The sequence below is a fragment of the Variovorax sp. P5_A3 genome, assembly GCF_056400665.1.
In genome coordinates this window covers 49,319-75,647 of record NZ_JBFUKW010000009.1, presented here as the reverse complement: position 1 = coordinate 75,647, position 26,329 = coordinate 49,319, and the positions used below count along the sequence as shown (strand labels likewise).

Here is a 26,329-nt window from a genome sequence, read left to right as displayed (position 1 = left end):
GTTAACACTTCATACGAAGTTACGACAACGGCTGCGGAGATGCATCGGGACAATCCCTCCGCATGAACACCGCCACCGTGACCCCTCCCGCCGCGCGTGCAGGCGATGCTGCGACAGGCCCGCTGCCACCGCTCGCCACCGAACTGCCGCCATCGGTCGGCGACTTTCACTACACGCGGTTCAAGCCCTGGACGCCGCCGCTGGAAGAGGGCGTGGAGCCCGGCCGCCATCCGGTCGTGATCGCGGGCGGCGGCCCTGTCGGCATGTCGCTCGCGCTCGGATTGGCGAACCATGGCGTGCGTTGCGTGATCCTCGAAGCCGACGACACGGTCTGCGTCGGCAGCCGCGCGGCGTGCATTTCACGGCGAAGCCTGGAGATCGTCGAGCGGCTGGGTGCGCTGCCGGCCTTCCTGTCCAAGGGGCTGCCGTGGACGGGCGGGCGCAGCTTCTACAAGACCGACGAGGTGTTCCGCTTCGAAATGCCGCATGACGATCGGCAGAAGCTGCCGCCGATGATCAACCTCGAGCAGTACTACATCGAGCAGTACCTGCTGGACGAAATCTTCCGCCGAAACGAGGCGACGCCAGGGTTGATCGACATCCGCTGGGGCACCGAGCTCACCGGCTTCGCCGAGGACGCCGACGGCCTCGTCCTGGAGGCGCGCAACCCGCTGGGTGCCTACGCGCTGCGCACGCAATGGCTGGTGGGCTGCGATGGCGGACAGAGCTTCGTGCGCAAGTCGCTCGGCCTCAATCTGGAAGGCACGGCCTACGAAGGCCGCTACGTGATCATCGACATCGAGCTGCACAGCAGGCACCCGACCGAGCGGCGGGCCTGGTTCGATCCACCGTGGAATCCGGGCTCGACCGTGCTCATGCATCGCCAGCCCGACGACATCTGGCGCATCGACTACCAGTTGCGCGCAGGGCAGAGCACCGAAGAAGCGCTCCAGCCCGCGGCCGTGCAGGAGTTCGTGCAGCGGCATCTGGAGGCCATCGGCGAAGGCCATCTGCCCTGGAAGACCGTGTGGACCTCCGTGTATCGCGCCGGCGCGATGACGCTGGAGAGCTATCGCCACGGTCGCGTGCTGTTCGCGGGCAATGCCGCGCACGCCATGCCGATCTTCGGCGTGCGCGGGCTCAACTCGGGATTCGACGATGCGGACAATCTGGCGTGGAAGCTGGCGCTGGTGACGCGCGGTGTGTCCGCCTCGTCATTGCTCGACAGCTATTCGCACGAACGCATCGCGGCCTTCCATGTCAACGCCGAAAGCGCGATGCGCAGCACCGAATTCATGTCGCCGCCCTCGCGAGGGTTCGACCTGCTGCGCGAAGCCGCGTTGTCGCTGTCGGGAGCCCATCGCGAAATTGCGAACCTGATCAACCCGCGCCAGACCCAGGCCGTGCGCTACGAAGGCTCGCCGTTGTCCAGCGAAGGCGATGAACTCTCAGCCGGACCCCGGCCCGGAGAGGTGATGCCCGACCAGCCGTTGGCGCCCGACCTGCACCTCACGGACTGGCTGCGACCCAACTTCACCTTGCTGCTGCTGAACATCGACGGCACGGACGCCACGCTCGCTGCCGACATCGCAGCCGTCCAGGCAGGACCGCTGCCCGTCGTCGTCTGCGAGCTGCCGCCCGGAAGCGCGGACGAGTCCGTCTTCGAAGGGTTGGGTGCCGAGCACGGCGCGATCTATCTGCTGCGTCCCGACGGCCACGTGGCCGCTCGGTGGCGGCGCGTGCCGCAAGGCGCACTGCAGGGCGCGCTCTCGCGTGCCGCTGCCCTGACAACGAAGGAGCTCGCATGACCGCGCTCACCCACGACGCACGCGACCGCGTCTACGCCGAATGCGCTCGCGCCATCAGCGAGGCGGGCGCCGAGCGAGAATCGCTCTTCCTCGCGCGGCTGGCACTGCTGCTGTTCGAGCAGGTCGGTGACGAGACGCGTTGCCGGGCCGCCCTTGCGCATGCGCTGGATGGCCTGCCGATGCCGTCCTTGTCCGCGACGCCGGCCGATGCGTCGCCAGCCTGAATCATTTCAATTTCAACTCGCAAAAACCAGGAGACTTCCAGATGGATCGCAGAACCCTGCTCACCACCCTCGCTGCCACCGCGGCCGCCAGTGCCGCACCGTGGGCGCGTGCCCAGGGCTTCCCGGAGCAGCTCATCAAGTGGGTGGTGCCGTATCCGGCAGGGGGCGGCACGGATGTGATCGCGCGCACGCTGGCCGAAGCGATGCGCCAGCCGCTCGGCCAGCAGATCATCATCGACAACCGGCCCGGCGCGTCGACCAACATCGGCGCCGAACTGGTCGCCAAGGCCAAGCCCGATGGCTACACCATCCTGTCGGCCGACAACGCGGTGCTGGCCTTCAACGAGCATCTGTTCACCAAGCTGCCCTTCAATCCTGAAAAGGACTTCACCTACATCGGCGCCATCGGCAAGTTCCCGCTCGCGCTGGTGGTGCATCCGGACTTCCCGGCCCAGGACTTCAAAGCCTTCCTCGCCTACGTGAAGGCCAATCCCGGCAAGGTCAACTATGCGTCGCCCGGCAATGGTTCGCCGCATCACCTCGCGATGGAGATGTTCAAGAACCGCACGGGTACCTTCATCACGCACATCCCTTACCGCGGCGCAGCGCCGGCGATGGCCGACGTGATGGGCGGCCAGGTGCCGTGCATGTTCCTCGACCTGGCCTCGGGGCTGTCGATCATCCAGGGCAAGAAGGTGCGCGTGCTCGCCATCGGGACCGGCGCTCGCTCGAAGCTCCTGCCCGAGGTGCCGACGCTGGCCGAAGTGGGCGTGCCCAACACCGAGGTGTTCGCGTTCCAGGGCATCCTGGGCCCGGCCGGCATGCCGCCCGCCGTGGTTACGCGGCTCAACAGCGAACTCAACCGCTCGTTCAGCACGCCGGCGGTGATGAAGCGCTTCTCGGACTTCGGGATGGAAGCGATGCCGGGTACGCCGCAGCAGTTCGCTGCGCTGTCGCGTGCCGAATCGAAGCGCTGGGGCCCGATCATCAAGGCCGCCGGCATCAAACTGGACTGACCAGAAAACTACTTCGCGTAAGCCTTGCGCGAGCCGTCCTCGAAGACTTCGTCGTCGCGCTCGAGCTTGCCGGTGGCATCCCAGGTGCGTTCGCGGGTGACGCGCCCCTTGTCGTCGTAGATCGACTCGGCGATCAGCACGCCCTTGTCGCTGAATCGCTGGTGCGTGCCGATGGCGGTCTGCTGCCGGAAGCGGTCCGTGGAGACATAGCGTCCGACAGCGGCCCGCTGGCCGTTGTCGTGGTACTCGGTGACCTCGATCTGGCGTGGGTCCCCATCCACGCCGTAGACCGCCTTGCTGAGCGGTTGGCCGTTCAGGTAGAAGCTCTCGTCGCTCAGGGGGTCGCCGGCCGCGTTCCAGCGCTGGTCGCGTACGAGCGCGCCCTTTTCGGAGAACTCCTGCTCGCGCTGCTTGGTCGCCCCGCGTTCACTCAACAGCGAGACGACTTCACGCCGCTTGATGCCTTCGGAAGAGAAGCGCCGCTCGGTGCGCTGGTTGCCTGTGATCTCGTCGAGCGAGGCGGGCTTGCCGTTGTCGTAGAGCTCTTCGCTGCGCACCCGCTTGCCGGAGAGGTACGAAAGCCGGGAGCGCAGGATGCCCTTGTTGTCGAACAGCTCGACCTGCGACGGCGCGTTGCCGAAGCCGCAAAGCCGCGCATCGTCGGCCGCGGGCGCCAACACGGGCTTGTCGCCGCAACGCAAGGCCGACAGCTGGCCGCGCTCGGTGAATTCGACGGAAGCGCGTTCGCCCACCACATCGGCAAAGTAGGTGACACGGCGAAGCTGGCCCGAAGGATAGAAGCTGCGCACGAGGCCCATTTCGTGGCCGTCGTCGTAGATCGCGTCGCGCAGCACCTGACCGGTCGGCGAGTATTCGCGCGCGCGCCCCTCCATGTTGCCGCGCGCATTCACGCTGTACTCCTTCACGACCTTGCCCTTGTCGTAGATGCGGACGAGGCCCATGAAGGTGCCGCTCTGGATCTGCTGTTCGCGCACCAACTCGCTGCTGTCCCGATCCTTGCAGCGCATCAACCCGGTCTTGCCCGCGGTGGTGTTGCCGTTGGCCGGGTTCACGGCGATGCCGTTGATTTCGCAATCCTGTACGGCATGCGCGGCGTTCTGGAAGAAGACCGCGGACAGGGCGGCCAACCCGGCCAATTTCCAGTTCGGCCAGTTCATCTTCAACACGCCCGGAACCGCAGGTCGCTTCATGCGTCGTAGACGGTGTCCAGCGACCGGAATCCCTTGGCCTCGATCGGATTGCCGAAGGGATCGCAGAAAAACATCGTCCATTGCTCGCCGGGCAGGCCTTCGAAGCGGACCTGCGGCTTGAGCACGAACTCGATGCTTGCGGCCTCCAGGCGCTGCGCCATCGTTTGCCATGCGGGCAGCTCGAGCACGATGCCGAAATGCGGCATCGGCACCATCACGTCACCGACGCGCCCGGTGCGCGAGGTGGCGAAGGGCTCGCCGAGGTGCAGCGAGATCTGGTGGCCGAAGAAGTCGAAATCGACCCAGGTGTCGGTGCTGCGGCCTTCGGCACAGCCCAGCACGCCCCCGTAGAAGCGCCGGGCTTCGTCGAGGTCGCGCACGTGGAAGGCGAGGTGAAAGATGGACATGTGACTTTCTGTGTCGAATCGTTCATTTTCCACAAGCCGGGGCTCCATGGCGAGCGGGTTGATAATCCGCCCCGATGTCCGCCCTTCGCCGCGCCCACCGACTCGTCAGCTTCGTGCTGATGTGGTTCGTGCTGTCGCTCGGCGTGGCGGTGGCTTCGCCGGTGGTGCATCCGCGGGCCGTGGAACTGGTCTGTTCCGCCGCCGGGGCCATCAAGGTCATCGTCCAGACGGACGACGGTGTGCAGGAAATGGGTGCGTCCCACCTGGATTGCCCGTTGTGCGTGCTGACCGGGGCGCCGCCGCCGATGCCCGTCCTGGCCTTGCCAGCGGTCCAGCCGCTGGCGTTCTCCGTCAGATCCGTTCCCGCCGCGCGCCTCGCCGCGGCCCCCGCCGCGCCGTTCCCGGCGCGCGGGCCTCCGCGCCAACTCTGACCCGCATCCGCTGATCTCGCTGGGCGCCCGTCGGGTGCGCCGGCGTCGATTCCTCCGGCAATGCGTCGGCGCCTCCAGGGCCCGAGGCGCGCAATCCGCAGCGCACCCACATCGCCGAAGTCCGCTTCGACCCCAGACTCCACTTTCGACAAAGGACCCTCATGAACGCCACCTTCACTCTCAAGCACCTGGCCGCCTGCGCGCTGCTGTCGGGCACCGGCGCCGCACTGGCCCATGTGACCCTGCCGCCTGGCGGGGGCACCGCGGGCAGCGACTACGACGCCGCATTCCGCGTGGGCCATGCCTGCAAGGATGCCAAGAGCACCACCGGCCTCACCGTGCGCCTCCCCAAGGGCTTCGCCTTCACCGATGCGCAGGCGCGCAAGGGCTGGAAGCTCGACGTCCAGAAGGCGGCGGGCGACAGCGCCGGCGAAGTGCGCTGGTCGGCCGAATCCGCGCAGACGGCTCTGCCCGGCAGCGAGCGCGCGGAGTTCGTCGTGCGCGGAAAGCTGCCGGCAACGCCCGGTACGCTGTGGTTCAAGGTGCTCCAGACCTGCGACACCGGGAGCGCCGACTGGGCGCAGATCCCGGCCAGCGGCGTCTCGACCGAGGGGCTCGAAAGCCCGGCGGCCCGCCTCGACGTCCTGGCCCCCGGCGTGGCGGCGGTCGACGTGCGCGACGCCTGGATCCGCGCGTCTGTGCCCGGCCAGAGCGGCACGGGCGCCTTCATGAAGCTCACCGCGCCGTCGGGCTCGCGGCTGGTCGGCGCGTCGACACCGGCGGCCGGCGTGGCCGAAGTGCACGAGATGAAGATGGAGGGCGACACCATGCGCATGCGCGCGGCGGGTGCGCTCGACCTGCCGGCACGGCAGACCGTCGAACTCAAGCCGGGCGGCTACCACCTGATGCTGATGGACCTGAAGAAGGCGCTGGCCAAGGACAGCACCGTGCCGCTCACCTTGCTTTTCGAGGATGCCAAGGGCCAGAAGAGCTCGAAGGAACTGGACGTTCCTGTGCTTGCGGGTGCTGCCGCGCCCGCCGGCGGCGAACACAAGCATTGACGTGCCCAAAAGCCCAGCTGCTTGGAGTAAGCTGCCCGGACAAGAAACACACCTCCGGAGACCACCCATGAGCGACACGAGCAAGCCCTTCGCCTTCAGCCAGTTCGTTCCGGGCTTCGACTTTCTCCGGAACCTGGCGGCCGGCAGTGCTTCGGCCGGTGCGAGCGCGGTGCCCGGCATGCCGAGCCTGTCGAGCTGGGTGGCGCCGACGCTGAGCGTCGAGGAAGTCGACAAGCGCATCCAGGAACTCAAGACCGTGCAGTACTGGCTCGAGCAGAACGGCCACGCGCTCAAGGCGACCATCCAGGCGCTGGAAGTCCAGAAGATGACGCTTTCGACGCTTCGCGGCATGAACGTCCGCATGGAAGACCTCGCCAGCGTCTTCACGCGGCAGGCCTCTGCCCCGACGCCCGCTCCGGTATCTGCGCCCGCGCCTTCATTCCGCGCCGCGCCGCCGGAACCCGAGCCGGAGGTCGAGGAAGAAGAGGAAGAAGAGGACGAAGAAGTCGAGGTCGAGACCGATGAACAACCCGCTGCAACGTCGAAGCGGGCGAAGGCGCCCGGTGGTGCGGCGGTAGATGGCGCTGGCGTCGTCGACCCGCTTCAATGGTGGGGCGCGCTCACGCAGCAGTTCCAGCAGATCGCCGCTTCCGCCATGCAGGACGCCTCGCAGTTGAAGGTGCCGGCCATGGCGGACGCAATGGGCAAGGCCATGGGCTCGACACCGGCCAAGTCGACCCGCAAGCCGGCCGCCGCTGCCGCCAGGAAGAAGCCTGCCGCCGGCCGCAGCGGCACCGCGGCCGGCAAGTCGTCGGCTCCGGCGCGCAAGCGCGCGCGCGGGCGCTGATTTCCTCACGGGTCGAACCCAGACAGAAAGCCGCGCGCATGAAGCTCTTTCCCTCCGGTCACGCCACCCATCCGCAGTGGCGCATGGCGGCCGGGCTCGTGCTCGCCCAACTGCGGGCGCAGATGGCGCTGTCCGACTATGCCCACGCGCCCACGTTGGGCCTGCTCTACATCACCGACCACTACGCGGCCGACGCGCAGGAAATCCTCGACCACCTTGGTGCTGAACTGCCGGAGATCACGGACTGGTCCGGCACCGTGGGCGTTGGCGTGGCCGCCAACAACGCCGAGTATTTCGACGAGCCGGCCCTGACCGTCATGCTGTGCGAACTGCCGAGCGACCAGTACCGCGTGTTCTCCGGCGTGGCGCCGCTCGCCAGTTCGGAAATGAGCGGCTTCGCGGCGCACACCGCGCTCGTGCACGCCGATCCGCGGACGCCTGAACTCGGCGAACTGATCGCCGAAATGGCCGATCGCACCGACACCGGCTACCTGTTTGGCGGCCTGTCGTCAGGGCGCGCCGGTTCGCTGCAGTTCGCGATCGGCGGCAACGGCAACATCCGGGGTCATGGGGCCGTGGGTGGCGTGTTTTCCGGGGGCTTGTCGGGCGTGGTTTTCGGCGAAGGCGTGCGCCTGGTGTCGCGTGTCACGCAAGGCTGCCAGCCGGTGTCCCGGGAGCGCGAGATCACGAAGGCCGACGGCAACCTGCTGCTCGAACTCGATGGCGAGCCCGCACTCGATGTGCTGCTGGACGACTTGCAGGTATCGCTCGACGCGCCGGAGCAGGCGGTCGACGCGGTCCGGGCCACGCTCGTGGGCCTGGCCACAGCCGGCAGCGACGGCGTGCGGCGTACGCGCGACCTCGGCGCCGACGTTCGCGTGCGTCACATCATCGGTCTCGACCCGACGCGTCGCGGCGTGGCGATCGCCGACGTCGCCGAAGCCGGCATGCGCATGAGTTTCTGCCGGCGCAACGCGCAGGCCGCGCGTTCCGACCTCATGCGCGTGTGTGCCGAGATCCGCGAGGAACTGGAGCCGGAGGAGCAGACGCTTGCCACCGCCCGCGCAGTGGCCGCCGGCGAAGCCGAAGCGGCGCCGCATCCGGCCCGACGCATCGCGGGGGCCGTGTACGTGAGCTGCTCCGGCCGCGGCGGCCCGCACTTCGGTGCGCCGGGGGCGGAATTGCAGATCGTGCGTCACGCGCTGGGCGACGTCCCGCTGGTCGGCTTCTTCGCGGCCGGCGAGATCGCGCGGAGCCACCTCTACGGTTACACCGGCGTCTTGACGGTGTTCACCAGCAACGACTGAGCGCCTGCCGTTCAGGCGGGCTGCAACGCGGGTGAGGTGTTCGCGCGCAGGCCGGTGAACGCGAAGTCGACTTCCGGCGCCAGACCGCTCACGATGCGGGCGATCGACTTGCCTGAGCCGCAGGCATGCGTCCATCCGAGCGTGCCGTGGCCGGTGTTCAGGAACAGGTTCGGCAGTTTCGTCCCGCCGATGAGTGGAACGTTGCTCGGCGTCGCGGGGCGAAGGCCGGTCCAGAACTGGGCGTTTTCGGCATCGCCCGCGCCCGGGAACAGTTCTTCGACGCGCCTCACGATCGCCTCGCAGCGCACGCGGTTCAGGTCGCGGTCATAGCCGTTGAATTCGGCCGTCCCGGCAATCCGCAACCGGTCGCCCGACTCGGAGGTGTAGCGCGAGAACACCAGCTTGTACTCATCGTCGGTCAACGAGACCTGGTGCGCCTTCGACGCGTCCTTTACAGGCAACGTGACCGAGTAGCCCTTGGCCGGATAGATGGGCAGTCGGATGCCGAGCGGCGCCGCATAGAGCGGGCTGAGTGAGCCCATCGCGAGCACGAAAGCATCGCCGCGGATGCGCTGGAAGCGGCCTTCGCTGTCGGTGGCTTCGACGTGGTCGATGCTGCCGCCAGCCTCGCGCAGCGCCGTCACGGTGTGGCTCATGAGGAACTTGACGCCGGCCGCCGTTGCCAGCTTCACGAGTTCGCGTGCGAAGCGATTGGCGTCGCCCGATTCGTCCTCGGCTGTGTAGGTAGCCCCTGCGAGCTGCGGGCGGATGTGGGCCAGCGCAGGCTCGATCTTCACGGCCTCGTCGGCCGAAATCACCTGGCGATCGCAGCCCAGGGCGCGCATCTGTTCGGCGGGCTCGAGGGCAGCGTCGAACTCTTTTTGTGTGGTGTAGAAGTGCAGGATGCCCTGCGTGCGCTGCTCGTAGCCGATGCCGGTGTCGCGGCGCAGTTGCTGCAACGTGTCGCGGCTGTAGGTGCCGAGCCGAACGATCTGCTCGATGTTGTGGCGGGTGCGGGCCGGCGTGCATTCGCACAGGAACTGCAGGCCCCACAGCCATTGCCGCATGTCGGCGCGAATGCGGAAGAGCAGGGGGGCATCTTCCTTGCCGAGCCATTGCAGCACCTTGAGGGGTGCCCCCGGATTGGCCCAGGGTTCGGCGTGGCTCACCGAAATCTGCCCGCCGTTGGCGAAGCTGGTTTCGGCGGCCGGCGTGGCCTGCCGGTCGATGACGGTCACTTCGTGGCCGAGTTGCTGGAGGTAGTAGGCCGAGGTCACGCCGAGCAGGCCGGCGCCAAGAACGATCACGCGCATTTCAAGCACCTTCGAAGGTTGCAGCGCTTGGACGGATCGGTATCGGAAGCTGAAAAGATATAGCAACCGGACCGACGTCCAAGTTGCCGCTCCCCCTGTCCTCGGTACCTGAGAGATTCACCCGTTGCGCCCGCAACGGGTTTGCTCCTTCGGTGCATCACGCTCACATGGGGTGATGGCTCTCCAGACGGCTATGACAGTTGGTGCAGTACAGGCCCGTCTTGCGAGCCGACCTGAGCGTTTATGGGAGTTTGCGCCTTCGGTGGGGCCGCTTGCGCGACCCGCTCTCCTGCAGTGCGGCGATTGTAGGCGCCGACGGCCTTGAAAGCTACAAGCCCCTGAAGGCGAACTGGAGTTCGGGGCGCAGGCCGCTGACGATGCGGGCGATGGACTTGCCCGCTCCGAGGGCATTGATCCAGCTCGGCGTACCGGGTGCCGTGTTCAGGAAGAGGTTGGGGAGGCGCGTCTTGCCGATCATCGGCAGGCGCGTCTTGCTCACGGCGTGCATCTCCGTGGCGAGGGATGCGTGCGCCAGGTCGCCCGCTCCGGGGAGCAGTATCTCGACGCGCTTCAGGATTGCATTGAAGCGGTCCGAATCGGGTTCGCTTTCTTCGTCGAGGCCGGCACGAACCGTGGCGGTGACGCGCAGATGGTCGCCTTGCGGCGTCTCGACACGGTCGATGCGCAGCTTGCCCTGGCGATCACGCAGCGCAACGCGCGGCGCGCGGGCGGGATCCTTGACCGGTATCGTGACGATGTACTCGCGCACGAAGCGCAGCGGCATGTCGACGCCCAGGTACTCCGCATGCTGGACGCTCGACGAGCCCAGCGCCAGCACATAGGCCTGGGCGCGCAGCGTGGTGGAGCGGCCGTGGGGATCGAGCAATTCGACGCGGTCGATGCGGCCGTCACGCTCCTTGAGCGACACCACCGTGTGCTTGGTCAGGAAACGCACCCCCGCGGCGCGGCACAGGAAGACCAGGCTTGCCGCGAACTGCGCAGGATCGCGGGCCGGGTCCTCGACCGAGTAGGTGGCGCCTGCGAGCTTTTCGCGGATGGCCTGGAGCGCGGGCTCCATGCGGATCGCGTCGTCGGCCGAGAAGAGTTGTTCCTCGCAACCGAGTTCGGACCAGTGCGGGGCGCGAGCCAGGCGATTGTTGAAGGCCGCGCCGTCGGTGAACAGGTTCAACAGGCCTCCGATGCGCCCGCCCTGGGGCAGGCCGGCCTCTTCGCGCAGGATGCGCGCACTCTTGCGACTGTAGGCGGCGAGGCGAACAAGGTGCTCGACGGGGTCGCGCTGGGGCGGTGCACCGATGGCGCGATCGACCAGCCTGGCGATGCGGCGGCGCAACCCCACACGCAGGCGGGTCCACCGGCCTTGTCCTTGTGTGCGTCCGGCGTGGACAGGCGTGGATCCGGGCTGCTTCAGCCCGGACGCGTCGGCGGTCGGCGCGGCACGCCCCCGCGCCTTGGCCGCCGGCGTCGCATGCCGGTCGACCACGATCACTTCATGGCCCAGTTGCTGAAGGTAATAGGCCGAGGTGACACCGAGCAAGCCGGCGCCGAGTACAACCACGCGCATGTCCGAATCCTTTTGGGATGGCATGAACGGCGGGCGTTGGTGCTCACTGTGCGAAGCGGCCGTCACCCGGGGTTCAGACTGCCGCTCCCCCTGTCTCTGTTACCTGAGAGATTCATCCAGTGCGACCTGCAGCGGACTTGCTCCTTCGGTGCGCCACATGGCGTGGCGTCTCTCCAGTCGGCGATTGATCAATAAGAAGCAGTGCCCGAACCACTGTGCGTGCGGTTCACCTGAGCGTTCATGGGAGTTTGCGCCGTCGGTGGGACGTCAAGGCGTCCACTTTTCTGCAGCCCACGATTTTATATAGGAAACCGGTTTCCGTGTGTTGCATCACACTCAGGCGCGCCGCAGGCGGGTGAAGAGCTCGAACTCCCAGTTGCGCATGCCCAGCAACAGGGTGTAGCCCTCCCGCTCCTTGGGCGACAGCTTCTGGTCGGTCTGGTGCTGCTGCGCGAAGTCCTGCGCCACGCGCTGCAGGCGGTCCAGGAAGGCCGGGGCAAGCGACTTGCTGATCGACCCGTGCACCAAAAGGAGGCCTTCCGCGGGGCCGTCGAAGCCGCCGCGGTAGTAGTCGAGCACCACGTTCTCCCGGAAAAAGTCCATCACCGGCCCGTGCGGCCGCCAGCGGAAGGTCTTGGCCAGCTTCAGCCGGTAGCGGTTCAGGGGACGAAGTTCAATGATGCCGATCCGGTCGAGCTGGGCCAGGTAGCCGATGCACTCGGCCTCGGTGATCCGGTAGGCGCCGACGATCTGCTCGAGCGTCCACTGGCTCAGCACGCAGATGGCCAGCAGCAGCAGCTTCTTGTCCTTGACCACCGCCTTTTCCTGCTCGAGCGTCAGTTCCTTGAGCAGCGGCTGTGAATCCGCGACCCGACGGGCGAGCTCAGCGAAGTCGATCTTGAGAGCGCGGCAGATGGCGTCGACCCGGGTGAGCGGCATGTCGCCCTTGGCGAGCATGCGCTTGACGCTCGACTCGGCCATGTCCAGCGACTTGGCGAGATCCGCGTAGGTCATGTGGGCGTTCTTGAGTTCGTTCTTGAGGGCCTGGACCAGATCGACGGTGGTGCTCATGGAGGGGGCGGTATTGCCGGTTGATACCGGAAGTGGTGGAAAAGTACTCCGTATCGATTTTCGATGCCTCCGGGTGGGTTGACAACCTAGATTCCGTCCCACGCCAACCACCGGAGTTCCGCCATGTCGCTGTCGTCCCTATCAAGTCGCGAACGTTGCGTGCTGACGCTGTTCGCGCTGCTCCTGCTGGCGGCGATCGTCGGGCCGTCGGTACCGGCGCCCGGATACGGCCCGAACGCCTTTGCCGACGGTCAGGCCTGGCACGGCCTTCCGAATGCGATGGACGTGCTGAGCAACCTGCCATTCGCCGCCATCGGCTTCTGGGGCCTGCGCTGGATCCATTGGCTGGACCGGGTGCACGAGGAAGCCCAGGATGCGGCGGTGCCGCCCCAGGCTGCGGTGCAGCCGCCGGTCAATTTGCTCGATTGCGCCTGGATGTTCTTCGCAGGCCTGATCCTCACGGCGCTGGGTTCGGCCTTCTACCATCTGGCACCCGACAGCATGCGGCTGGCGGCCGACCGCGCCGGCATGGCCGTCGCCTTCGCGGGGCTGGTGGGCTTCGCGGTCTGCGAGCGGGTGAGTTCGCGTGCCGGCTGGCCCGCGGCCTGGTTCACGCTGGTGGGCGGCCTGCTGGCGGCGGCTATCTGCCACAAGACCGGGAACGCATTGCCGTGGGCCCTGGTTCAGTTTGGCGGCATGACACTGATCGCGGCGCTGGCGATGACAAAGCCCACGAAGGGCGCGATCGGTCTCAAGCTGGGCTGGGTGATCTTCTTCTATGGGCTTGCCAAGATGCTCGAGCTTGCGGACCACACGATCTTCGAAGCGACGAATCAGCTCGTGTCGGGCCACACCCTCAAGCACCTGACGGCTGCGCTGGCGGCGCTCCCGGTGTTGCACGCCTTGCAGACCATGGAACGGCAGACGCTGCGGCACAATCCGGGCGCCGCCACCGTGACGGCTTGAGGAAACCTGCCAGCAAGGCTTTACGAATGACCACATCCGCCGACGCGTCTTCCTCCACATCGAGCGTGCCCGACCCGCATGGGCACGCCAACCAGTTCGCCCTGCTGGGGCAGCGCCGGTTCGCGCCCTTCTTCTGGACCCAGTTCTCCGGCGCGGCCAACGACAACCTGTTCAAGTTTGCGTTCACTGTCATGGTGACCTACCAGCTGCAACTCAGCTGGATGCCGCCGGCCATGGCGGGGCTCGCGATCGGCGCGCTGTTCATCCTGCCCTTCCTGCTGTTTTCCGCCACGGCGGGGCAGCTCACCGACAAGTACGACAAGACGAAGATGATCCGCTTCGTCAAGAACCTCGAGATCGCGATCATGCTGGTCGCGGCATGGGGTTTCGTGCGGGCGGATGCCGCGGTGCTCCTGGGCTGCGTCTTCCTGATGGGGCTGCATTCGACCTTGTTCGGACCCGTCAAGTTCGCCTATCTCCCGCAGGTGCTGGATACGCGTGAACTCACGGGCGGCAACGGCATGGTCGAGATGGGGACTTTCGTCGCGATCCTGCTGGGTCAGGTTGCAGGCGGCCTCCTGGTGGCGCTTCCGCAGGTCGGCCATGCGACGGTGGCGGTCGCCTGTGTGCTGCTGGCGCTGGTGGGCCGCGGCGTGGCGCAGGCGATTCCTCGCGCCCCTGCGACCGATCCGGGCCTGACGATCAACTGGAACCCGGTCAGCGAGACATGGCGCAATCTGAAGCTGGCGCACGGCAACCTCGTGGTGTTCCGCTCGCTGCTGGGCATCTCCTGGATGTGGTTCTTCGGCGCGGTCTTCCTGAGCCAGTTCCCGAGCTTCGCGAAGGAAGTGCTGCATGGCGACGAACAGGTCGCCTCCCTCCTGCTCGTGGTCTTTTCCATCGGCATCGGCGTCGGTTCGCTGCTGTGCGAGACGCTGAGCCGGCGCCAGGTCGAGATCGGGCTGGTGCCGCTCGGCGCCATCGGAATGAGTGTCTTCGCCATCGACCTGTACTTCGCATCGCGCGCGCTTCCCGCGCTGGGCGACATGGGGCTGGGCACCTTCGTGCGGCAGCCGGCCCACTGGCGCGTGATGGCCGACCTCGGCCTGCTGTCGTTGTTCGCGGGCCTCTACAGCGTGCCGATGTACGCGCTGATCCAATTGCGCAGCCAGCCGACGCACCGGGCGCGGATCATCGCCGCCAACAACATCCTCAACGCGCTGTTCATGATCGGCAGTTCGGTCATCGCGGGTGCCCTGCTCAAGTCGGGTTTCACGATCCCGCAGATCTTCCTGTTTACCGGCATCGCGAATGCGGTGGTGGCGTTCTACATCTTCATGCTGGTGCCGGAATACCTGCTGCGCTTCGTGGCCTGGCTGCTCTCCCGCTTCGTCTACCGCTTCGACGTGAAGGGCGACGAGCACATTCCGGCGGAAGGGCCGGCGGTGCTGGTCTGCAATCACGTGAGCTTCATCGATGCGGTGCTGCTGATGGCGGCGAGCCCGCGGCCGATCCGCTTCATCATGGACCACCGCATCTTCAAGGTGCCGGTGCTGGGCTGGCTCTTCCGGCTGGCCAAGGCGATCCCCATTGCGGCGCAGAAGGAAAACCCGGCCGCCTACGAGGAGGCCTTTGCGCAAGCCGTGCAGGTTCTGTGCGAAGGCGACCTGCTGGCGATCTTTCCGGAGGGCGCGATCACGCGCGACGGGGCCCTTCAGCCCTTCAAGGGCGGCGTGATGAAGATCCTCGAAGCCGCGCGCGCCGAAGGGATCGATGCGCCGGTGATCCCGATGGCGCTGACCAATCTCTGGGGTTCCTATTTCAGCCGGGTCGAGGTGCGCGAAGGGCAGAACGTCGCGATGGTGCGGCCGTTCCGGCGCGGCTTCTTCAGCCGCGTCGGACTCAATGTCGGCGATGCGATGCCGCAAGCCGATGTCCAGCCCGAAGCCTTGCAGCGGCGCGTGAGCGGCCTGCTCGGCGCCTGACGTCCGCCGGATGCATTTGCCCTTCTCCGAGGCCTTCTGGTACTCGGTCACCTGGTTCGGTGACAGCGGCTTCCTGCTGCCCGCCGCGCTGTGGATCGCGGTGTGGCTCGGCATTCGCAGCAGCACCCGGCCATCTGCGGCGCTGTGGGTCATCCTGTTCGGCTTCGGCGCCAGCCTGATCGCAGCGACCAAGATCGCATTCCTCGGCTGGGGTATCGGAAGTCCCGTGCTCAACTTCACCGGCTTCAGCGGACACACGGCGCTTTCGGCCTGCGTCTGGCCCGTCGCATGCTGGCTGGCGGCTTCGCGTTGGGACCACCGTGCGCGCGTTGCCGCCGGGTCCTTCGGCTTGCTGTTCGCCGTGCTGATCGGGCTGTCGCGGCTGGCGATCTACGCGCATTCCAAGTCGGAAGTCGCGGCCGGCTTCGTCCTGGGGGTGACTATCAGCGGGATCTTCCTCTGGCAGCAGCACCGGCTACCCCATCCCCGTGTGAGTTGGGCGTTGGTACTGCTCAGCCTCGCCACGCCGATCCTTTTTCTTCGGCCCGGCAATCCGGCGCCGACGCAAGGCGCGCTCGAAGTGATCGCCATGCGCCTCGCGGCCATCGAGCAGCCTTACACGCGCGCCGACCTCCTCGCACGCCGTCAGAAGCCACCCGGTATCGAATAAAGATACCGGCGGCGCAGGAAGCCGCCACCGGTGCATTAGTTCACGCTTTGCGGTGCAAGTGCGAAACATCATCCGCGCACTTTCACTTCGCCGCGAGGCTTTCATGCATCCCTCCTCTTCGACCGTCTCCATTCAGCGCGACACGCGCGCCTGGCAAATGCAGGTGTGGATCTCGTTCGGGCTTGCCGTGTTTCTCTGCGCCACCGGCCTCACCTGGCTGCCGGGACAGGCCCTGGATCGCGCCTTCATGGTGATGGGCTATGTGTTCTGTCTCTCGGCCGCCTTCGTGCTGGCGAAGTTCGTGCGCGACAACCAGCCCGGTGCCGCCCTGGGCGCCGGTGACACGCCGATGTGGAAACTGGTCGTCTGGGGCGGCTTCTTCACAGCCATGGGGCTGACCGGCTGGGGCTTGCTGCGGATGGACATCAGCGAGACCTACAAGGCCTTCCTCGGCGTCAGCTGGCTGTTCCTGATCAGCTCGGCTTTCACGCTTGCCAAGTCGCTGCGCGACCGCCACGAAGCCGATCTTGCCGAAGCGCGCCTGCGAGGGCGTCGCGAAGCCCGCGCCGAACTGGGCGCCGGCGAATGACCGATCAACCCGTTCTCAAGCTCTCCAAAGGAGTGCCCATCATGAAGCAGTATCTGTGTACAGTTCTTCTCGCTCTCTGCGCCGCCGTGGCGAACATGCTCGTGCCTGCGCAGGCCTTCGCACAGAGCGAAGTCTCGGCCTTGTCGATGCTGCCGGTGGCTTCCGTCGTCGGGGCGGCTTCTGTCACCGGCGCGGCCGCAAGCGCGGTGGTGGCGGTACCGGCGGCCCTGTCGGTCGGCGGCGCCGTGCTGACTGTGGTTGCCGTCGAGGCATCGGTCGACGGGACGGTCTTCTTGGTCGAACGAGCATCCGACGGCGCCAGGGCCAGCGTGAAGGTGTTGGGCCGGGCGGCGAACGGCGCGTCGGTGGTCGTCGGCTCGACGGTGACGGTCAGCGTGATCGGCAGTGGCGTCGTCCTGTCCGCGGCCGGCGAGGTGCTGGCCTTCGTGCCCAACGCCATCGGTCGCGCGCTCCTCTACAACGAGAAGCTGTCATGAAGCGCACCCCCACCAACTTCGGCTCATACGAGCGCGAATACGAGGCTCGCGTCTCCTGGTCGCGCCGGCTGCTGAAGGCGGCAGTCCAGCTGGCCCTGACAGCGGCGGCCGTGGCGCTGGCGGGCGTTTTTCTGTTCCCTTTGAATGCGCACGCCGGACGGTCATGCGAAAAGTCGAAGCCGGATGCCGCTGCGGTCATCAAGGGCATGCGGCTTGCCGAACGCACGGCCAGCGAACTCGACGCAAGCGGTGCGCGTGTCGTGTTTCTGGCGCGCGCAGGGCAGGACCTGGGCAAGTACGGCTTGCGCTACTCGCATCTCGGCCTGGCCTACAAGACCGATGCCGGCAGTTGGCGTGTTGTCCACAAGCTCAATCAGTGCGGGACGGCGGTCGCGACGGTGTACCGCCAGGGGCTGGGCGATTTCTTCCTCGACGATCTCTGGCGCTACGAAGCCGCCTGGGTCGTGCCGACACCCGCCGTGCAGACGCAGTTGCTGGCAGCGCTCAACGAACCGCCCGAACGAATCATCCGGCTTCACACGGCGCCCTACAGCATCGTGAGCTACGCCTGGGGCCACAAGTACCAGCAATCGAACCAATGGGCCGTCGAGACGTTGGCCGGCGCCATGGAGCCGACGACCATCCGGACCCGCGACCAGGCCCAGGCTTGGCTGCAGTTCAAGGGCTATGAGCCGACGACGCTCAGGCTCGGACCGCTCACGCGGCTCGGCGGGCGCGTCGGCTCGGCCAACGTGGCTTTCGACGACCATCCGAGCGAGAAGCGATTCTCCGACCGCATCGAGACGGTGACGGTGGACTCGGTCTTTGCATGGCTGCCGCGCGCAGGGCTCGGCGCTGCGCCGGTGGTTCTCAAGCTGTAGACCAGAATCGCGCCATTCACGAGCAGCTCCTGCAACACGAAAAAGGAATGCGATGAGCAAGTCCCTGCGCCTGTCCGAAAAATGGTTTCGCCGCGGCCTTTGGGTGGTGGCGGTGATATTCGCGAGCTTCCTGATCGGACTCGGCAGCACGATCGTCGGCGACCTGCCGCGCGTCGAGCACAGGCTCGAGGTCGACGACTTCATCGACCGCGCTGCCGCCGAGCCGCTTCGAAACACGATCCGCGAAGCCGAGCGCACCGAGCAGCAGGCGGCGCGCGAACGCGAGCAGGCCGACCTCAAGCTCCTCGCCGCCCAGCAGGCGAGCCGCGCGGCGCGAGAGACCTTCACGAACTGGATCGCGACGCGTCACGCCACGGCCCAGCCCGATCAGGACACCGAACTCGTCACCCGCACCAAGGCGCTCGACGCGCTGAAGCTGAAGGAGGACGAAGCGCAGCGTGCGGTGGGCGCGCAGCGGCAGGTTGCGCTGGACGCGCGTCAGGCCGGCCAGAGTGCGCAGCAGCAACTGGCGGTGCTGGAGGAGGATGCGCGCATCAGGCTGGATGCGGAGAACCGCCGCGTCGAACTGCGGGTGTTCGGCTACCGGCTCGCCCTGACGTTGCCCCTGCTGGTGATCGCCGGCTGGCTGTTCGTCAGGAAGCGCCAGAGCACATGGTGGCCCTTCGTGTGGGGCTTCATCTATTTCGCGCTGTTCGCCTTCTTCGTCGAACTGGTGCCTTACCTGCCGAGCTACGGCGGGTATGTGCGCTACGTCGTCGGCATCGTCGTGACCGTGCTGGTGGGGCGCTACGCGATCATCGCGCTCAATCGCTATCTTGCCCGCCAGAAGCTCGCCGAGGCGCAGCCGGACACGGTGCGCCGCAACGAACTGAGCTACGACACGGCGCTGGCGCGGCTTGCGAAGAGCGTGTGCCCGGGATGCGAGCGGCCGGTGGACCTGAAGAACACGGAAATCGACTTCTGCCCGCATTGCGGCATCGGCCTTTTCGACCACTGCCGCGTGTGCAAGGCACGCAAGAGCGCGTTCGCCAAGTTCTGCCACGCCTGCGGGACCGGCGCCGTCTCGTCGCCGCCGAATTTTTCGCCTCAGGTCCAGCCGGCGTCGACGACGTAGTTCTGCGCGGTACACATCTTCGAGTCGTCTGCGGCGAGGAAGAGGGCCATGCTGGCGATGTCCTCCGCCATCACCCGGCCGGGAAGGCACTGCGCGGCGTCGATCTCGGCACCCGACTCGGGCTTGACCCAGAGACGCAATTGGCGCTCGGTCATCACCCAGCCTGGCACGATTGTGTTGACGCGGATGTTCTGCTTGCCGAGATCGCGCGCCAGCGAGCGGGTGAGTCCCTGGATGGCCGACTTGCACGCCTGGTAGACCGGGTAGCCGGCACCCTTGATCATCCAGCTCACCGAGCCGAAGTTGATGATCGAGCCGCCGCCGAGCGAGCGCATGTCATCGGCCACTGCCTGTGCGGCGAAGAACTGGTGCTTGAAGTTGACCGCCATCAACCGGTCGAAATCCTCGCTGTTGACATCGGCCATCTCGTGGCGGCGGTCGTTGGCTGCGTTGTTGAGCAGCACCTGGATCGGGCCGAAACGCGCGCGCACCGCGGCGATCGTCGCGCGCAGCGCCTCGACGTTGGTCACGTCGCATTCGCTGAACAGCACTTCGTTCTCGGTGCCCAGTTGGGTCGCCAGCGCCTGGCCGGCCTTGACATCAAGATCGCAGAAGCCGACGTGAGCGCCTTGCGCGTGGAAGGCGCGCACCAGCGCTTCGCCGATACCGGTCGCGCCTCCGGAGATGAAGACGGTACGACCGGCGAGCGATGGGTATCGGGCCGATGGGGCAGGGGAGGTCGATTCGGTCATGTCTGGATCCGTACGGGGATGAGGCTGGCCGGCAGCTGCGCGGTCGCCGCGATTTTGGCCCCCAACGGTGACGCCTGCCACCCGTGTGAACGAGAATGCCGCGAGCGAAACGAACCGGGCGCAATGCATGAACGAGACAAAGCCTGCCTCAGACTCCATGGGCCTTATTCAGCTCGCGGCCGGTTCGCTGCGGCTGCTCCTTGCGCCGGAGATCGGGGGCGCCATGGCGGCGTTCTACGACGAGCAGGCCGATCAGCGTTTCGACTGGCTGCGGCCCGCGACAGCCGATGGCCTGGGCCGACGTGACCTGTTTGCGATGGCGAGCTTCCCGTTGCTGCCGTGGTGCAACCGCATTCGTGATGGCCGCGCGCGTTTCGGCGGCCGAGACATCGCGCTCGCGCCCGACCATCCGGCGTCGCCTTCCGGCAAGCATGCGCTGCATGGCATAGGATGGATGCGTCCATGGCAGGTGGCGGAAGCTTCGGCCGCGCGGGCGAGGCTCGTGTTGTCGGTGGACGCCGACGCGCAATGGCCTTGGCGATTCGACGCTTCGCAATTGTTCGAACTCGATCCGGGCGGGCTTCGCTGCATCGTGACACTGACCAATCGCGACACAGCGCCGATGCCCGCCGGTATCGGCCATCACCCCTATTTCCCGCATCGCGAGGGCACGCGTCTGCAGACTGCGACTGCCGCCATGTGGCGCGGCGATCCCGAGGTGATGCCGCTCGCGCTCGAAGCGACACCGGAAGTGGCGCAATTGCGGGCAGGTGTTCGGCTGGCCGATCTCGACCTGGACAACAATTTCACCGGCTGGCAGCACGAGGCGCGCATCGAGTGGCCGGGGTCATCGCGTGCGCTGGTGATGGCGGCCGAATCGCCACTCGACTTCTTCGTCCTCTACAGCCCGCGCGGTGCGGATCATTTCTGTGCCGAGCCGGTGAGCCAGTGCACGGACGCGATCAATCTGTCGAACCGCCACGGGCCGGATGAAGTGGGCGGCGCAGTTCTCGCGCCGGGCGAAACACTGACGGGGTGCTGGACGCTTCGGTCGGCCTAGGCGCCGAGTCGCGGCAAATTCAGACGCCGCGCGCGCGGTCCGCCTTGAAGCTGGCGCGAAACTCCGTGAACCGTCCGGCCTCGAGCGCTTCGCGCATCTCGCGCATCAGGTTCAGGTAGTAGTGCAGGTTGTGGATCGTGGTGAGCATCGGGCCCAGCATTTCGCCGCAACGATCGAGGTGGTGGAGATAGGCGCGGCTGAAGCCGTCGCGGCCCCCTTCGTTCCAAGGCATGCCCGAAGCGCCCGCGCAGGCGTGGCAGGTGCAACTCGGATCGATCGGTTTGGGGTCGTTCTTGTGGCGCGCGTTGCGCATCTTGAGATCGCCATAGCGTGAGAAGAGGGTGCCGTTTCGCGCATTGCGGGTCGGCATCACGCAGTCGAACATGTCGACGCCTTGTGCGACGCCTTCGACCAGATCTTCCGGTGTGCCGACGCCCATGAGGTAGCGCGGCTTGTGCGCCGGCAGCTTGTGCGGCGTATGCGCCATGATGCGGAGCATCTCGTCCTTGGGCTCGCCCACGCTCACGCCGCCGATGGCATAGCCGGGGAAGTCCATCTCGACCAGTTGGGCGAGAGATTCCTCGCGGAGGTTCTCGTACATGCCGCCCTGCACGATGCCGAAGAGGGCGTTGGGGTTCTCGAGCCGTGCGAATTCCGCCTGGCAGCGGCGAGCCCAGCGCAGGCTGAGTTCCATCGACTTGCGTGCTTCGGCCTCGGTCGTCACGTGCCCCTGTGTGTCGTAGGGCGTGCATTCGTCGAACTGCATGACGATGTCGCTGTTGAGGATGGTCTGGATCTGCATCGAGACCTCGGGTGTGAGAAACAGCTTGTCGCCATTGACCGGCGATGCGAACTTCACGCCTTCCTCGCTGATCTTCCGCATCGCGCCCAGCGACCAGACCTGGAAGCCGCCCGAATCGGTGAGGATGGGCTTGTCCCACTTCTCGAACTGGTGCAGGCCGCCGAAGCTCGCCATGACGTCGAGGCCCGGGCGCATCCACAAGTGGAAGGTGTTGCCGAGGATGATCTGTGCGCCCATCTCATCGAGGCTGCGCGGCATCACGCCCTTGACCGTACCGTAGGTGCCTACAGGCATGAAGATCGGGGTCTGCACCACGCCGTGGTTGAGCGTGAGCGTGCCGCGACGTGCGTGGCTTTCGGGATCGGTGGCGAGGAGTTCGAAGTTCAGCATGTTGTTCGTTCCAGAAGCATGGCGTCGCCGTAGCTGAAGAAGCGGTAGCGTTCGCGGATCGCATGGGCATAGAGCGCCATCACGCGTTCATAGCCGGCGAAGGCGCTCACCAGCATCATGAGCGTGCTCTTGGGGAGATGGAAGTTGGTGATGAGCAGGTCCACATGCTCGAAAACGAAGCCTGGCGTGATGAAGATGCGCGTGTCGCCGGTCGCTTCGCCGCTCTTCGCCCACGATTCGAGCGTGCGAACGGTGGTAGTCCCGACGGCGACGATGCGGCCGCCGCGGGCTTTCGCCTCTGCGATGGCGCACCGGGTGGGCTCCGGCACCTCGTAGCGTTCGGCGTGCATCGTGTGCTCGGCAATGTTCTCGGTCTTGACGGGCTGGAAGGTGCCGGCGCCGACGTGCAGCGTGACGCTGGCGCGCTGCACGCCACGCATTTCGAGTTCGCCGAGGAGCGCATCGTCGAAGTGCAAGGCCGCTGTCGGTGCGGCGACCGCACCCGGCACACGGGCGAACACCGTCTGATAACGGCTCTCGTCGTCCGATGAATCCGCATGTGTGATGTAGGGCGGCAGCGGCACATGCCCGCAGCGCGCCATCAGCGCGTACGGGTCTTCGCTCGACGGGCTTTCGAAGCGAAAGCGAAAGAGGGCGCCGTCTTCCTCGGGCCATCGGCCGAGCAGGGTTGCGCTGAATCCGCCTATCATCGCGAGCGTGGTCCCCACTTGCGGCTTCTTGCTGACCTTCATGTGCGCGACGACTTCGTCGCCTTGCAGCACGCGCTCCACCAGCAATTCGAGCTTGCCGCCTGTGGGCTTTTCGCCGAAAAGGCGTGCCTTGACGACGCGTGTGTCGTTGAATACGAGGAGGTCGCCGGGGCGAAGCAAGGAGGGCAGTTCCCTGAAGATCCGGTCGACCGCCGGGTCGACGGAGCCATCCAGGAGTCGCGAAGCGCTGCGTTCGGCGGCGGGATGCTGGGCCACCAGTTCAGGCGGCAGGTCGAAATCGAAATCGGAAAGCGTGAAGGCGCGCATGGTGCTTGAGGGCCGGACGGGCCCGTGCCAAGGAGGCGTGAGGGAGCAGGTGTGAAGAGGCGGGCAGAATTGTCCCATGCCCGCCGCCGCCAAGTCCCCGCCACCGCAAAAGCCCTTGCCCGCACCGCCGCCTGGCACAGGGCCGAGTGTGGTGCAGCGTGCGTTGCGCAAGCTCGGGCTGGTTCGGGATATCGATTTCGCGCTCTACCTGCCAATGCGCTACGAAGATGAAACGCGCATCGTGCGGCTGGACCAGGTGCGCGACGGCGAGATGGCGCAGATCGAGGCGGTCGTGACCGATAGCGAAGTTGTGTTTCGTCCCAGGCGGCAATTGATCGTGACGGTGGACGACGGCAGCGATACCTGCCAGTTGCGCTTCTTCAACTTCTACCCGTCGCAGCAGAAGCAGCTGGCGGTCGGAGCGCGCGTGAGAGTGCGTGGCGAGGTTCGAGGCGGCTTCCTGGGCCGGCAGATGATGCATCCCACAGTGAAGGCTGCCGGCACCGACCTGCCGGAAGCGCTGACACCGGTCTATTCGACGATTGCGGGCCTTGCCCAGCCTGTCTTGCGGCGCGAGGTGCGTTCGGGGCTCGCGCGGGCCGTTCTCGACGAAACCCTGCCCACAGGCGCGGCACCGCGCGGAGCATGGGACTTGCGGCGTGCGCTCTCGTTTCTTCATTACCCTGCGCCCGATGTCGCGCTGGCCACGCTGGAAGACCACAGTCACCCTGCATGGCAGCGGCTCAAGGCCGATGAACTCTTGGCACAGCAACTGTCGCAATTGCAGGCTCGCCGCGCGCGCGCCGCGCAAAGAGCACCGGCGCTCGACACGACTGCTTCCGGGGGCCCGCTGCATGCGGAGCTTCTGGCTGTCCTGCCGTTCGCGTTGACTGGCGCCCAGCAACGGGTTGGCGTCGAGATCACCCGTGACCTTGCACGTGACATTCCAATGCATCGCTTGCTGCAGGGAGACGTCGGGTCGGGCAAGACCGTGGTGGCGGCACTTGCGGCCGCGCGTTGCATCGATGCGGGATTTCAGTGTGCGCTGATGGCCCCGACGGAAATCCTCGCGGCCCAGCATTTCGGCAAGCTGGTCGGTTGGCTCGATCCGCTACTGGCCGAGCGTGGTCTGCGCGTCGCGTGGCTCACGGGCAGTCAGAAAAAGAAGGAGCGGGACGCGATGTCGGCCGCAGTCCAGAGCGGCGAGGCAGCGCTCGTGATCGGGACGCATGCCGTCATCTCGGAGAAGGTGCGCTTCAGGAACCTCGCGCTGGCGATCATCGACGAGCAGCATCGGTTTGGCGTGGCGCAGCGGCTGGCATTGCGCGGCAAGGCCGGGGGAGAACTCGAACCTCACCTGCTGATGATGAGCGCAACGCCGATACCGCGCACGCTGGCGATGAGCTACTACGCCGACCTGGATGTCTCGACGCTCGATGAGCTTCCGCCGGGGCGCACGCCGATCGTTACCAAACTGGTGGCGGAGCACCGGCGCGATGAAGTCGTCGACCGGATCCGCTTCCAGGTGGAGCAGGGGCGGCAGGTCTACTGGGTGTGTCCGCTGATCGAAGAGAGCGAAGCCGTGGATCTGCGCAATGCCACCGCGACGCGTGATGAACTGGCCGAAGCGCTGGGCGAAAAGGTCAGCGTCGGGCTCCTGCATTCGCGCATGCCCACAGGGGACAAGCAGACGGTGATGGAGGGATTCACTGCCAACCAGATTCAGGTGCTGGTGAGCACTACCGTGATCGAGGTTGGCGTCGACGTTCCGAATGCCTCGCTGATGGTCATCGAGCATGCCGAGCGATTCGGCCTCTCCCAATTGCATCAGTTGCGCGGCCGCGTCGGACGGGGGGCGGCGGCCTCGGCCTGCGTGCTCCTGTATGCACCGAACGAAGGCGGTCGGGTCGGCGAGGCCGCGCGCGCGCGCCTGAAGGCCATGGCCGAGACGGGTGATGGTTTTGAGATCGCGCGTCGCGATCTCGAGATTCGCGGACCAGGCGAGTTTCTCGGGGCCCGCCAATCGGGGGCGCCCTTGCTTCGCTTCGCAGATCTGAGTACTGACGTGATGCTGCTGGATTGGGCCCGGGAGTTGGCCCCTCGCATGCTGGATCAGCATCCGGTACTGGCCGAAAAGCATGTCGACCGGTGGCTCGGCAGCAAAGCCGAATATCTGAAGGCCTGAGCGGGCCGGTTCATGACCGGATTGCCTGAATCAGCCGAAGGAGCTTCCTTCGAACAGGCTCAGGTAGGCGGTCGGATCGGTGGCTACTCCGTCTTCCAGCACCTCGAAATGGAGATGCGGACCTGTGGAGCGGCCGGTTGAGCCGACATCGGCGATGTGCTGGCGTGGCTGCACGAGGTCGCCCTTCTTGGCGATCAGGCGCGACGCGTGTCCGTACCGCGTGACGATCTGGTTGCCGTGGTCGATCTCGATCACTTTGCCGTAGCCGGCCTTCTGGCCAGAGAAAATGACGCGGCCTCCGGCCGTCGCGCGGATGGGTGTGCCGGTTCGAGCTGCGAGATCGATGCCGGAATGAAAGTGCAGACGTCGATTGAAGGGGTCGGCACGGTTGCCGAAGCGCGATCGAAAGCGGGCGCCGTCGACGGGCAGCCGTCCGGGAAGCGAGGAAAAGGCAGCCGTGTGCATCTTGGCCTCCTCCTCGAGTTGCTCCAGCGTCTCGGCAAGGCAGGCGACCTGGAGACGCGTACCTTCGACTTTCTCGGCTTCGGCTCCTCTGGCGGAGCGTTCATTCGCCGGTCCCGCACAAGGGCGCGGCGGCAACTCGGGGCCGCCCATACCGTCGTGCAATTTGCGATCCTTCGCGTTCCTCTTCAAAGCGCGCTGCGATACCTTCGACGTCTTGAGACGAGCGTGGAAACTGCGCAACTCGCCAACATGAGATGAGAGGCTGGCGATGCGCGGCTCCATCTGCGCGACCGATGCGTTCAGCTTGGTCAGTTCGTCGGCGACATGCGCGCGCTGGACTTCATTGGTACCTTGCTTTGCTTCCGTGCCGCGCTCAGCCATGCGACCGCCGATCGCGAGGCCTCCGGCGAGTGCGATAGTCGATGCACCGAACGCCGCGGCTGCGGCGATTCCCAACGCCGTGCGGCGCGTTGTGAACTGGATGGATCCACTGCGGAGATGACGATCTAAGTTAAGCATGAGTAAGTGGCGCATTCGCAAGTAAACGGTTTCAAATCAGCGCGCCATCTCGCCGTCATGAACGGCTTGACCACATAGGTCGTCATGCGCGCGGGAGCCCCGGATCTCGGCGGCCTCC

The 26,329-nt window shown here is 66.4% G+C and carries 25 protein-coding genes and 3 riboswitches; of the genes, 16 read left to right on the top strand and 9 right to left on the bottom strand.

Features of this window, described 5'->3' with window-relative positions:
- Positions 1–62: 62 nt before the first annotated feature.
- Genes AC1D3B_RS16135 through AC1D3B_RS16125 form a run of 3 tightly spaced genes read left to right on the top strand, consistent with a single transcriptional unit; the run spans position 63 to position 3,048 of the window.
- Positions 63–1,808 (top strand): FAD-dependent monooxygenase, encoded by a 1,746-nt coding sequence (locus AC1D3B_RS16135; protein WP_478191669.1) that lies wholly within the window; start codon positions 63–65, stop codon positions 1,806–1,808.
- Positions 1,805–2,032: a hypothetical protein gene (locus AC1D3B_RS16130; protein ID WP_478191668.1), complete on the top strand. Its 228-nt coding sequence runs from the start codon at positions 1,805–1,807 to the stop codon at positions 2,030–2,032. Before AC1D3B_RS16135 ends, AC1D3B_RS16130 begins: the two co-directional genes overlap by 4 nt.
- A gap of 41 nt (positions 2,033–2,073) precedes the next feature.
- Complete coding sequence (locus AC1D3B_RS16125) at positions 2,074–3,048, top strand: Bug family tripartite tricarboxylate transporter substrate binding protein (RefSeq protein WP_478191667.1); 975 nt, start codon at positions 2,074–2,076, stop codon at positions 3,046–3,048.
- Between the two features lie 8 nt (positions 3,049–3,056).
- Here AC1D3B_RS16125 and AC1D3B_RS16120 read toward each other — a convergent pair whose 3' ends face one another.
- Both AC1D3B_RS16120 and AC1D3B_RS16115 read right to left on the bottom strand, forming a co-directional pair.
- Positions 3,057–4,259, bottom strand: coding sequence for a toxin-antitoxin system YwqK family antitoxin (locus tag AC1D3B_RS16120; protein ID WP_478191666.1), 1,203 nt, complete (start codon positions 4,257–4,259; stop codon positions 3,057–3,059).
- Positions 4,256–4,666, bottom strand: coding sequence for a VOC family protein (locus AC1D3B_RS16115; RefSeq protein WP_478191665.1), 411 nt, complete (start codon positions 4,664–4,666; stop codon positions 4,256–4,258). Before AC1D3B_RS16115 ends, AC1D3B_RS16120 begins: the two co-directional genes overlap by 4 nt.
- A gap of 74 nt (positions 4,667–4,740) precedes the next feature.
- On the opposite strand from AC1D3B_RS16115, the gene AC1D3B_RS16110 reads away from it, so the two are divergent.
- The 4 genes from AC1D3B_RS16110 to AC1D3B_RS16095 all read left to right on the top strand — a co-directional run bounded on the left by AC1D3B_RS16110 (position 4,741) and on the right by AC1D3B_RS16095 (position 8,312).
- Positions 4,741–5,097, top strand: coding sequence for a DUF2946 family protein (locus AC1D3B_RS16110; RefSeq protein WP_478191664.1), 357 nt, complete (start codon positions 4,741–4,743; stop codon positions 5,095–5,097).
- A 161-nt stretch (positions 5,098–5,258) separates the two neighbouring features.
- Positions 5,259–6,158: a copper chaperone PCu(A)C domain-containing protein gene (locus AC1D3B_RS16105; RefSeq protein ID WP_478191663.1), complete on the top strand. Its 900-nt coding sequence runs from the start codon at positions 5,259–5,261 to the stop codon at positions 6,156–6,158.
- A 67-nt stretch (positions 6,159–6,225) separates the two neighbouring features.
- Positions 6,226–7,005 carry a PhaM family polyhydroxyalkanoate granule multifunctional regulatory protein gene (locus AC1D3B_RS16100; RefSeq protein ID WP_478191662.1) on the top strand — a complete coding sequence of 260 codons (780 nt, stop codon included), beginning with the start codon at positions 6,226–6,228 and terminating at the stop codon, positions 7,003–7,005.
- A gap of 38 nt (positions 7,006–7,043) precedes the next feature.
- Positions 7,044–8,312 carry an FIST signal transduction protein gene (locus tag AC1D3B_RS16095; RefSeq protein WP_478191661.1) on the top strand — a complete coding sequence of 423 codons (1,269 nt, stop codon included), beginning with the start codon at positions 7,044–7,046 and terminating at the stop codon, positions 8,310–8,312.
- Positions 8,313–8,323: 11 nt separating this feature from the next.
- On the opposite strand, the gene AC1D3B_RS16090 is transcribed toward AC1D3B_RS16095, so the two are convergent.
- The 3 genes from AC1D3B_RS16090 to AC1D3B_RS16080 form a co-directional block, all read right to left on the bottom strand.
- Positions 8,324–9,625: a D-amino acid dehydrogenase gene (locus tag AC1D3B_RS16090; protein WP_478191660.1), complete on the bottom strand. Its 1,302-nt coding sequence runs from the start codon at positions 9,623–9,625 to the stop codon at positions 8,324–8,326.
- 85 nt (positions 9,626–9,710) lie between these two features.
- Positions 9,711–9,822, bottom strand: a riboswitch (glycine riboswitch).
- Between the two features lie 9 nt (positions 9,823–9,831).
- Positions 9,832–9,927: riboswitch (glycine riboswitch) on the bottom strand.
- A 26-nt stretch (positions 9,928–9,953) separates the two neighbouring features.
- Positions 9,954–11,207, bottom strand: a complete 1,254-nt coding sequence (locus AC1D3B_RS16085) for an FAD-dependent oxidoreductase (RefSeq protein WP_478191659.1) — start codon at positions 11,205–11,207, stop codon at positions 9,954–9,956.
- An 80-nt stretch (positions 11,208–11,287) separates the two neighbouring features.
- Positions 11,288–11,394, bottom strand: a riboswitch (glycine riboswitch).
- 149 nt (positions 11,395–11,543) lie between these two features.
- The gene (locus tag AC1D3B_RS16080) at positions 11,544–12,278 is read right to left on the bottom strand and encodes a helix-turn-helix domain-containing protein (RefSeq protein ID WP_478191658.1); all 735 of its coding nucleotides are present in this window, start codon (positions 12,276–12,278) and stop codon (positions 11,544–11,546) included.
- Between the two features lie 123 nt (positions 12,279–12,401).
- On the opposite strand from AC1D3B_RS16080, the gene AC1D3B_RS16075 reads away from it, so the two are divergent.
- The 7 genes from AC1D3B_RS16075 to AC1D3B_RS16045 all read left to right on the top strand — a co-directional run bounded on the left by AC1D3B_RS16075 (position 12,402) and on the right by AC1D3B_RS16045 (position 19,001).
- Positions 12,402–13,244 (top strand): hypothetical protein, encoded by an 843-nt coding sequence (locus AC1D3B_RS16075; RefSeq protein ID WP_478191657.1) that lies wholly within the window; start codon positions 12,402–12,404, stop codon positions 13,242–13,244.
- 26 nt (positions 13,245–13,270) lie between these two features.
- A complete protein-coding gene (locus tag AC1D3B_RS16070) occupies positions 13,271–15,229 on the top strand; it encodes an MFS transporter (RefSeq protein ID WP_478191656.1) in 1,959 nt (652 codons plus the stop codon).
- 10 nt (positions 15,230–15,239) lie between these two features.
- On the top strand, positions 15,240–15,899 hold the full coding sequence (locus tag AC1D3B_RS16065) for a phosphatase PAP2 family protein (protein ID WP_478191655.1): 660 nt from the start codon (positions 15,240–15,242) through the stop codon (positions 15,897–15,899).
- A 103-nt stretch (positions 15,900–16,002) separates the two neighbouring features.
- Positions 16,003–16,488 (top strand): YiaA/YiaB family inner membrane protein, encoded by a 486-nt coding sequence (locus AC1D3B_RS16060; protein WP_478191654.1) that lies wholly within the window; start codon positions 16,003–16,005, stop codon positions 16,486–16,488.
- 41 nt (positions 16,489–16,529) lie between these two features.
- Positions 16,530–16,985, top strand: a complete 456-nt coding sequence (locus AC1D3B_RS16055) for a hypothetical protein (RefSeq protein WP_478191653.1) — start codon at positions 16,530–16,532, stop codon at positions 16,983–16,985.
- The gene (locus AC1D3B_RS16050) at positions 16,982–17,866 is read left to right on the top strand and encodes a DUF2145 domain-containing protein (protein ID WP_478191652.1); all 885 of its coding nucleotides are present in this window, start codon (positions 16,982–16,984) and stop codon (positions 17,864–17,866) included. The genes AC1D3B_RS16055 and AC1D3B_RS16050 overlap by 4 nt, the downstream gene beginning before the upstream one ends.
- A 52-nt stretch (positions 17,867–17,918) precedes the next feature.
- Positions 17,919–19,001 carry a serine endopeptidase gene (locus AC1D3B_RS16045; RefSeq protein WP_478191651.1) on the top strand — a complete coding sequence of 361 codons (1,083 nt, stop codon included), beginning with the start codon at positions 17,919–17,921 and terminating at the stop codon, positions 18,999–19,001.
- Here AC1D3B_RS16045 and AC1D3B_RS16040 read toward each other — a convergent pair.
- The gene (locus AC1D3B_RS16040; protein WP_478191650.1) at positions 18,974–19,753 is read right to left on the bottom strand and encodes an SDR family NAD(P)-dependent oxidoreductase; all 780 of its coding nucleotides are present in this window, start codon (positions 19,751–19,753) and stop codon (positions 18,974–18,976) included. The two genes, AC1D3B_RS16045 and AC1D3B_RS16040, sit on opposite strands and share 28 nt — an antisense overlap.
- A 127-nt stretch (positions 19,754–19,880) precedes the next feature.
- On the opposite strand from AC1D3B_RS16040, the gene AC1D3B_RS16035 reads away from it, so the two are divergent.
- Complete coding sequence (locus AC1D3B_RS16035; protein WP_478191649.1) at positions 19,881–20,813, top strand: aldose 1-epimerase; 933 nt, start codon at positions 19,881–19,883, stop codon at positions 20,811–20,813.
- A 19-nt stretch (positions 20,814–20,832) separates the two neighbouring features.
- Here the strand turns inward: AC1D3B_RS16035 and tgt are convergent, their stop codons facing one another.
- Positions 20,833–22,005 carry a tRNA guanosine(34) transglycosylase Tgt gene (gene tgt / locus AC1D3B_RS16030; RefSeq protein ID WP_478191648.1) on the bottom strand — a complete coding sequence of 391 codons (1,173 nt, stop codon included), beginning with the start codon at positions 22,003–22,005 and terminating at the stop codon, positions 20,833–20,835.
- Positions 21,999–23,042 carry a tRNA preQ1(34) S-adenosylmethionine ribosyltransferase-isomerase QueA gene (gene queA, locus AC1D3B_RS16025; RefSeq protein WP_478191647.1) on the bottom strand — a complete coding sequence of 348 codons (1,044 nt, stop codon included), beginning with the start codon at positions 23,040–23,042 and terminating at the stop codon, positions 21,999–22,001. Before queA ends, tgt begins: the two co-directional genes overlap by 7 nt.
- Before the next feature lie 76 nt (positions 23,043–23,118).
- Here queA and recG point away from each other — a divergent pair, with 76 nt between their 5' ends.
- Positions 23,119–25,227: an ATP-dependent DNA helicase RecG gene (recG, locus tag AC1D3B_RS16020; protein WP_478191646.1), complete on the top strand. Its 2,109-nt coding sequence runs from the start codon at positions 23,119–23,121 to the stop codon at positions 25,225–25,227.
- 30 nt (positions 25,228–25,257) lie between these two features.
- Here the strand turns inward: recG and AC1D3B_RS16015 are convergent, their stop codons facing one another.
- On the bottom strand, positions 25,258–26,226 hold the full coding sequence (locus AC1D3B_RS16015; protein WP_478191803.1) for a M23 family metallopeptidase: 969 nt from the start codon (positions 26,224–26,226) through the stop codon (positions 25,258–25,260).
- Positions 26,227–26,329: the final 103 nt, after the last annotated feature.

Bases quoted from the DNA above. Each gene is read 5' to 3' on its own strand.
- AC1D3B_RS16135 (WP_478191669.1), top strand. From the start codon at position 63: ATGAACACCGCCACCGTGACCCCTCCCGCCGCGCGTGCAGGCGATGCT.
- AC1D3B_RS16130 (WP_478191668.1), top strand. From the start codon at position 1,805: ATGACCGCGCTCACCCACGACGCACGCGACCGCGTCTACGCCGAATGC.
- AC1D3B_RS16125 (WP_478191667.1), top strand. From the start codon at position 2,074: ATGGATCGCAGAACCCTGCTCACCACCCTCGCTGCCACCGCGGCCGCC.
- AC1D3B_RS16120 (WP_478191666.1), bottom strand. From the start codon at position 4,259: ATGAAGCGACCTGCGGTTCCGGGCGTGTTGAAGATGAACTGGCCGAAC.
- AC1D3B_RS16115 (WP_478191665.1), bottom strand. From the start codon at position 4,666: ATGTCCATCTTTCACCTCGCCTTCCACGTGCGCGACCTCGACGAAGCC.
- AC1D3B_RS16110 (WP_478191664.1), top strand. From the start codon at position 4,741: ATGTCCGCCCTTCGCCGCGCCCACCGACTCGTCAGCTTCGTGCTGATG.
- AC1D3B_RS16105 (WP_478191663.1), top strand. From the start codon at position 5,259: ATGAACGCCACCTTCACTCTCAAGCACCTGGCCGCCTGCGCGCTGCTG.
- AC1D3B_RS16100 (WP_478191662.1), top strand. From the start codon at position 6,226: ATGAGCGACACGAGCAAGCCCTTCGCCTTCAGCCAGTTCGTTCCGGGC.
- AC1D3B_RS16095 (WP_478191661.1), top strand. From the start codon at position 7,044: ATGAAGCTCTTTCCCTCCGGTCACGCCACCCATCCGCAGTGGCGCATG.
- AC1D3B_RS16090 (WP_478191660.1), bottom strand. From the start codon at position 9,625: ATGCGCGTGATCGTTCTTGGCGCCGGCCTGCTCGGCGTGACCTCGGCC.
- AC1D3B_RS16085 (WP_478191659.1), bottom strand. From the start codon at position 11,207: ATGCGCGTGGTTGTACTCGGCGCCGGCTTGCTCGGTGTCACCTCGGCC.
- AC1D3B_RS16080 (WP_478191658.1), bottom strand. From the start codon at position 12,278: ATGAGCACCACCGTCGATCTGGTCCAGGCCCTCAAGAACGAACTCAAG.
- AC1D3B_RS16075 (WP_478191657.1), top strand. From the start codon at position 12,402: ATGTCGCTGTCGTCCCTATCAAGTCGCGAACGTTGCGTGCTGACGCTG.
- AC1D3B_RS16070 (WP_478191656.1), top strand. From the start codon at position 13,271: ATGACCACATCCGCCGACGCGTCTTCCTCCACATCGAGCGTGCCCGAC.
- AC1D3B_RS16065 (WP_478191655.1), top strand. From the start codon at position 15,240: ATGCATTTGCCCTTCTCCGAGGCCTTCTGGTACTCGGTCACCTGGTTC.
- AC1D3B_RS16060 (WP_478191654.1), top strand. From the start codon at position 16,003: ATGCATCCCTCCTCTTCGACCGTCTCCATTCAGCGCGACACGCGCGCC.
- AC1D3B_RS16055 (WP_478191653.1), top strand. From the start codon at position 16,530: ATGAAGCAGTATCTGTGTACAGTTCTTCTCGCTCTCTGCGCCGCCGTG.
- AC1D3B_RS16050 (WP_478191652.1), top strand. From the start codon at position 16,982: ATGAAGCGCACCCCCACCAACTTCGGCTCATACGAGCGCGAATACGAG.
- AC1D3B_RS16045 (WP_478191651.1), top strand. From the start codon at position 17,919: ATGAGCAAGTCCCTGCGCCTGTCCGAAAAATGGTTTCGCCGCGGCCTT.
- AC1D3B_RS16040 (WP_478191650.1), bottom strand. From the start codon at position 19,753: ATGACCGAATCGACCTCCCCTGCCCCATCGGCCCGATACCCATCGCTC.
- AC1D3B_RS16035 (WP_478191649.1), top strand. From the start codon at position 19,881: ATGAACGAGACAAAGCCTGCCTCAGACTCCATGGGCCTTATTCAGCTC.
- tgt (WP_478191648.1), bottom strand. From the start codon at position 22,005: ATGCTGAACTTCGAACTCCTCGCCACCGATCCCGAAAGCCACGCACGT.
- queA (WP_478191647.1), bottom strand. From the start codon at position 23,042: ATGCGCGCCTTCACGCTTTCCGATTTCGATTTCGACCTGCCGCCTGAA.
- recG (WP_478191646.1), top strand. From the start codon at position 23,119: ATGCCCGCCGCCGCCAAGTCCCCGCCACCGCAAAAGCCCTTGCCCGCA.
- AC1D3B_RS16015 (WP_478191803.1), bottom strand. From the start codon at position 26,226: ATGCGCCACTTACTCATGCTTAACTTAGATCGTCATCTCCGCAGTGGA.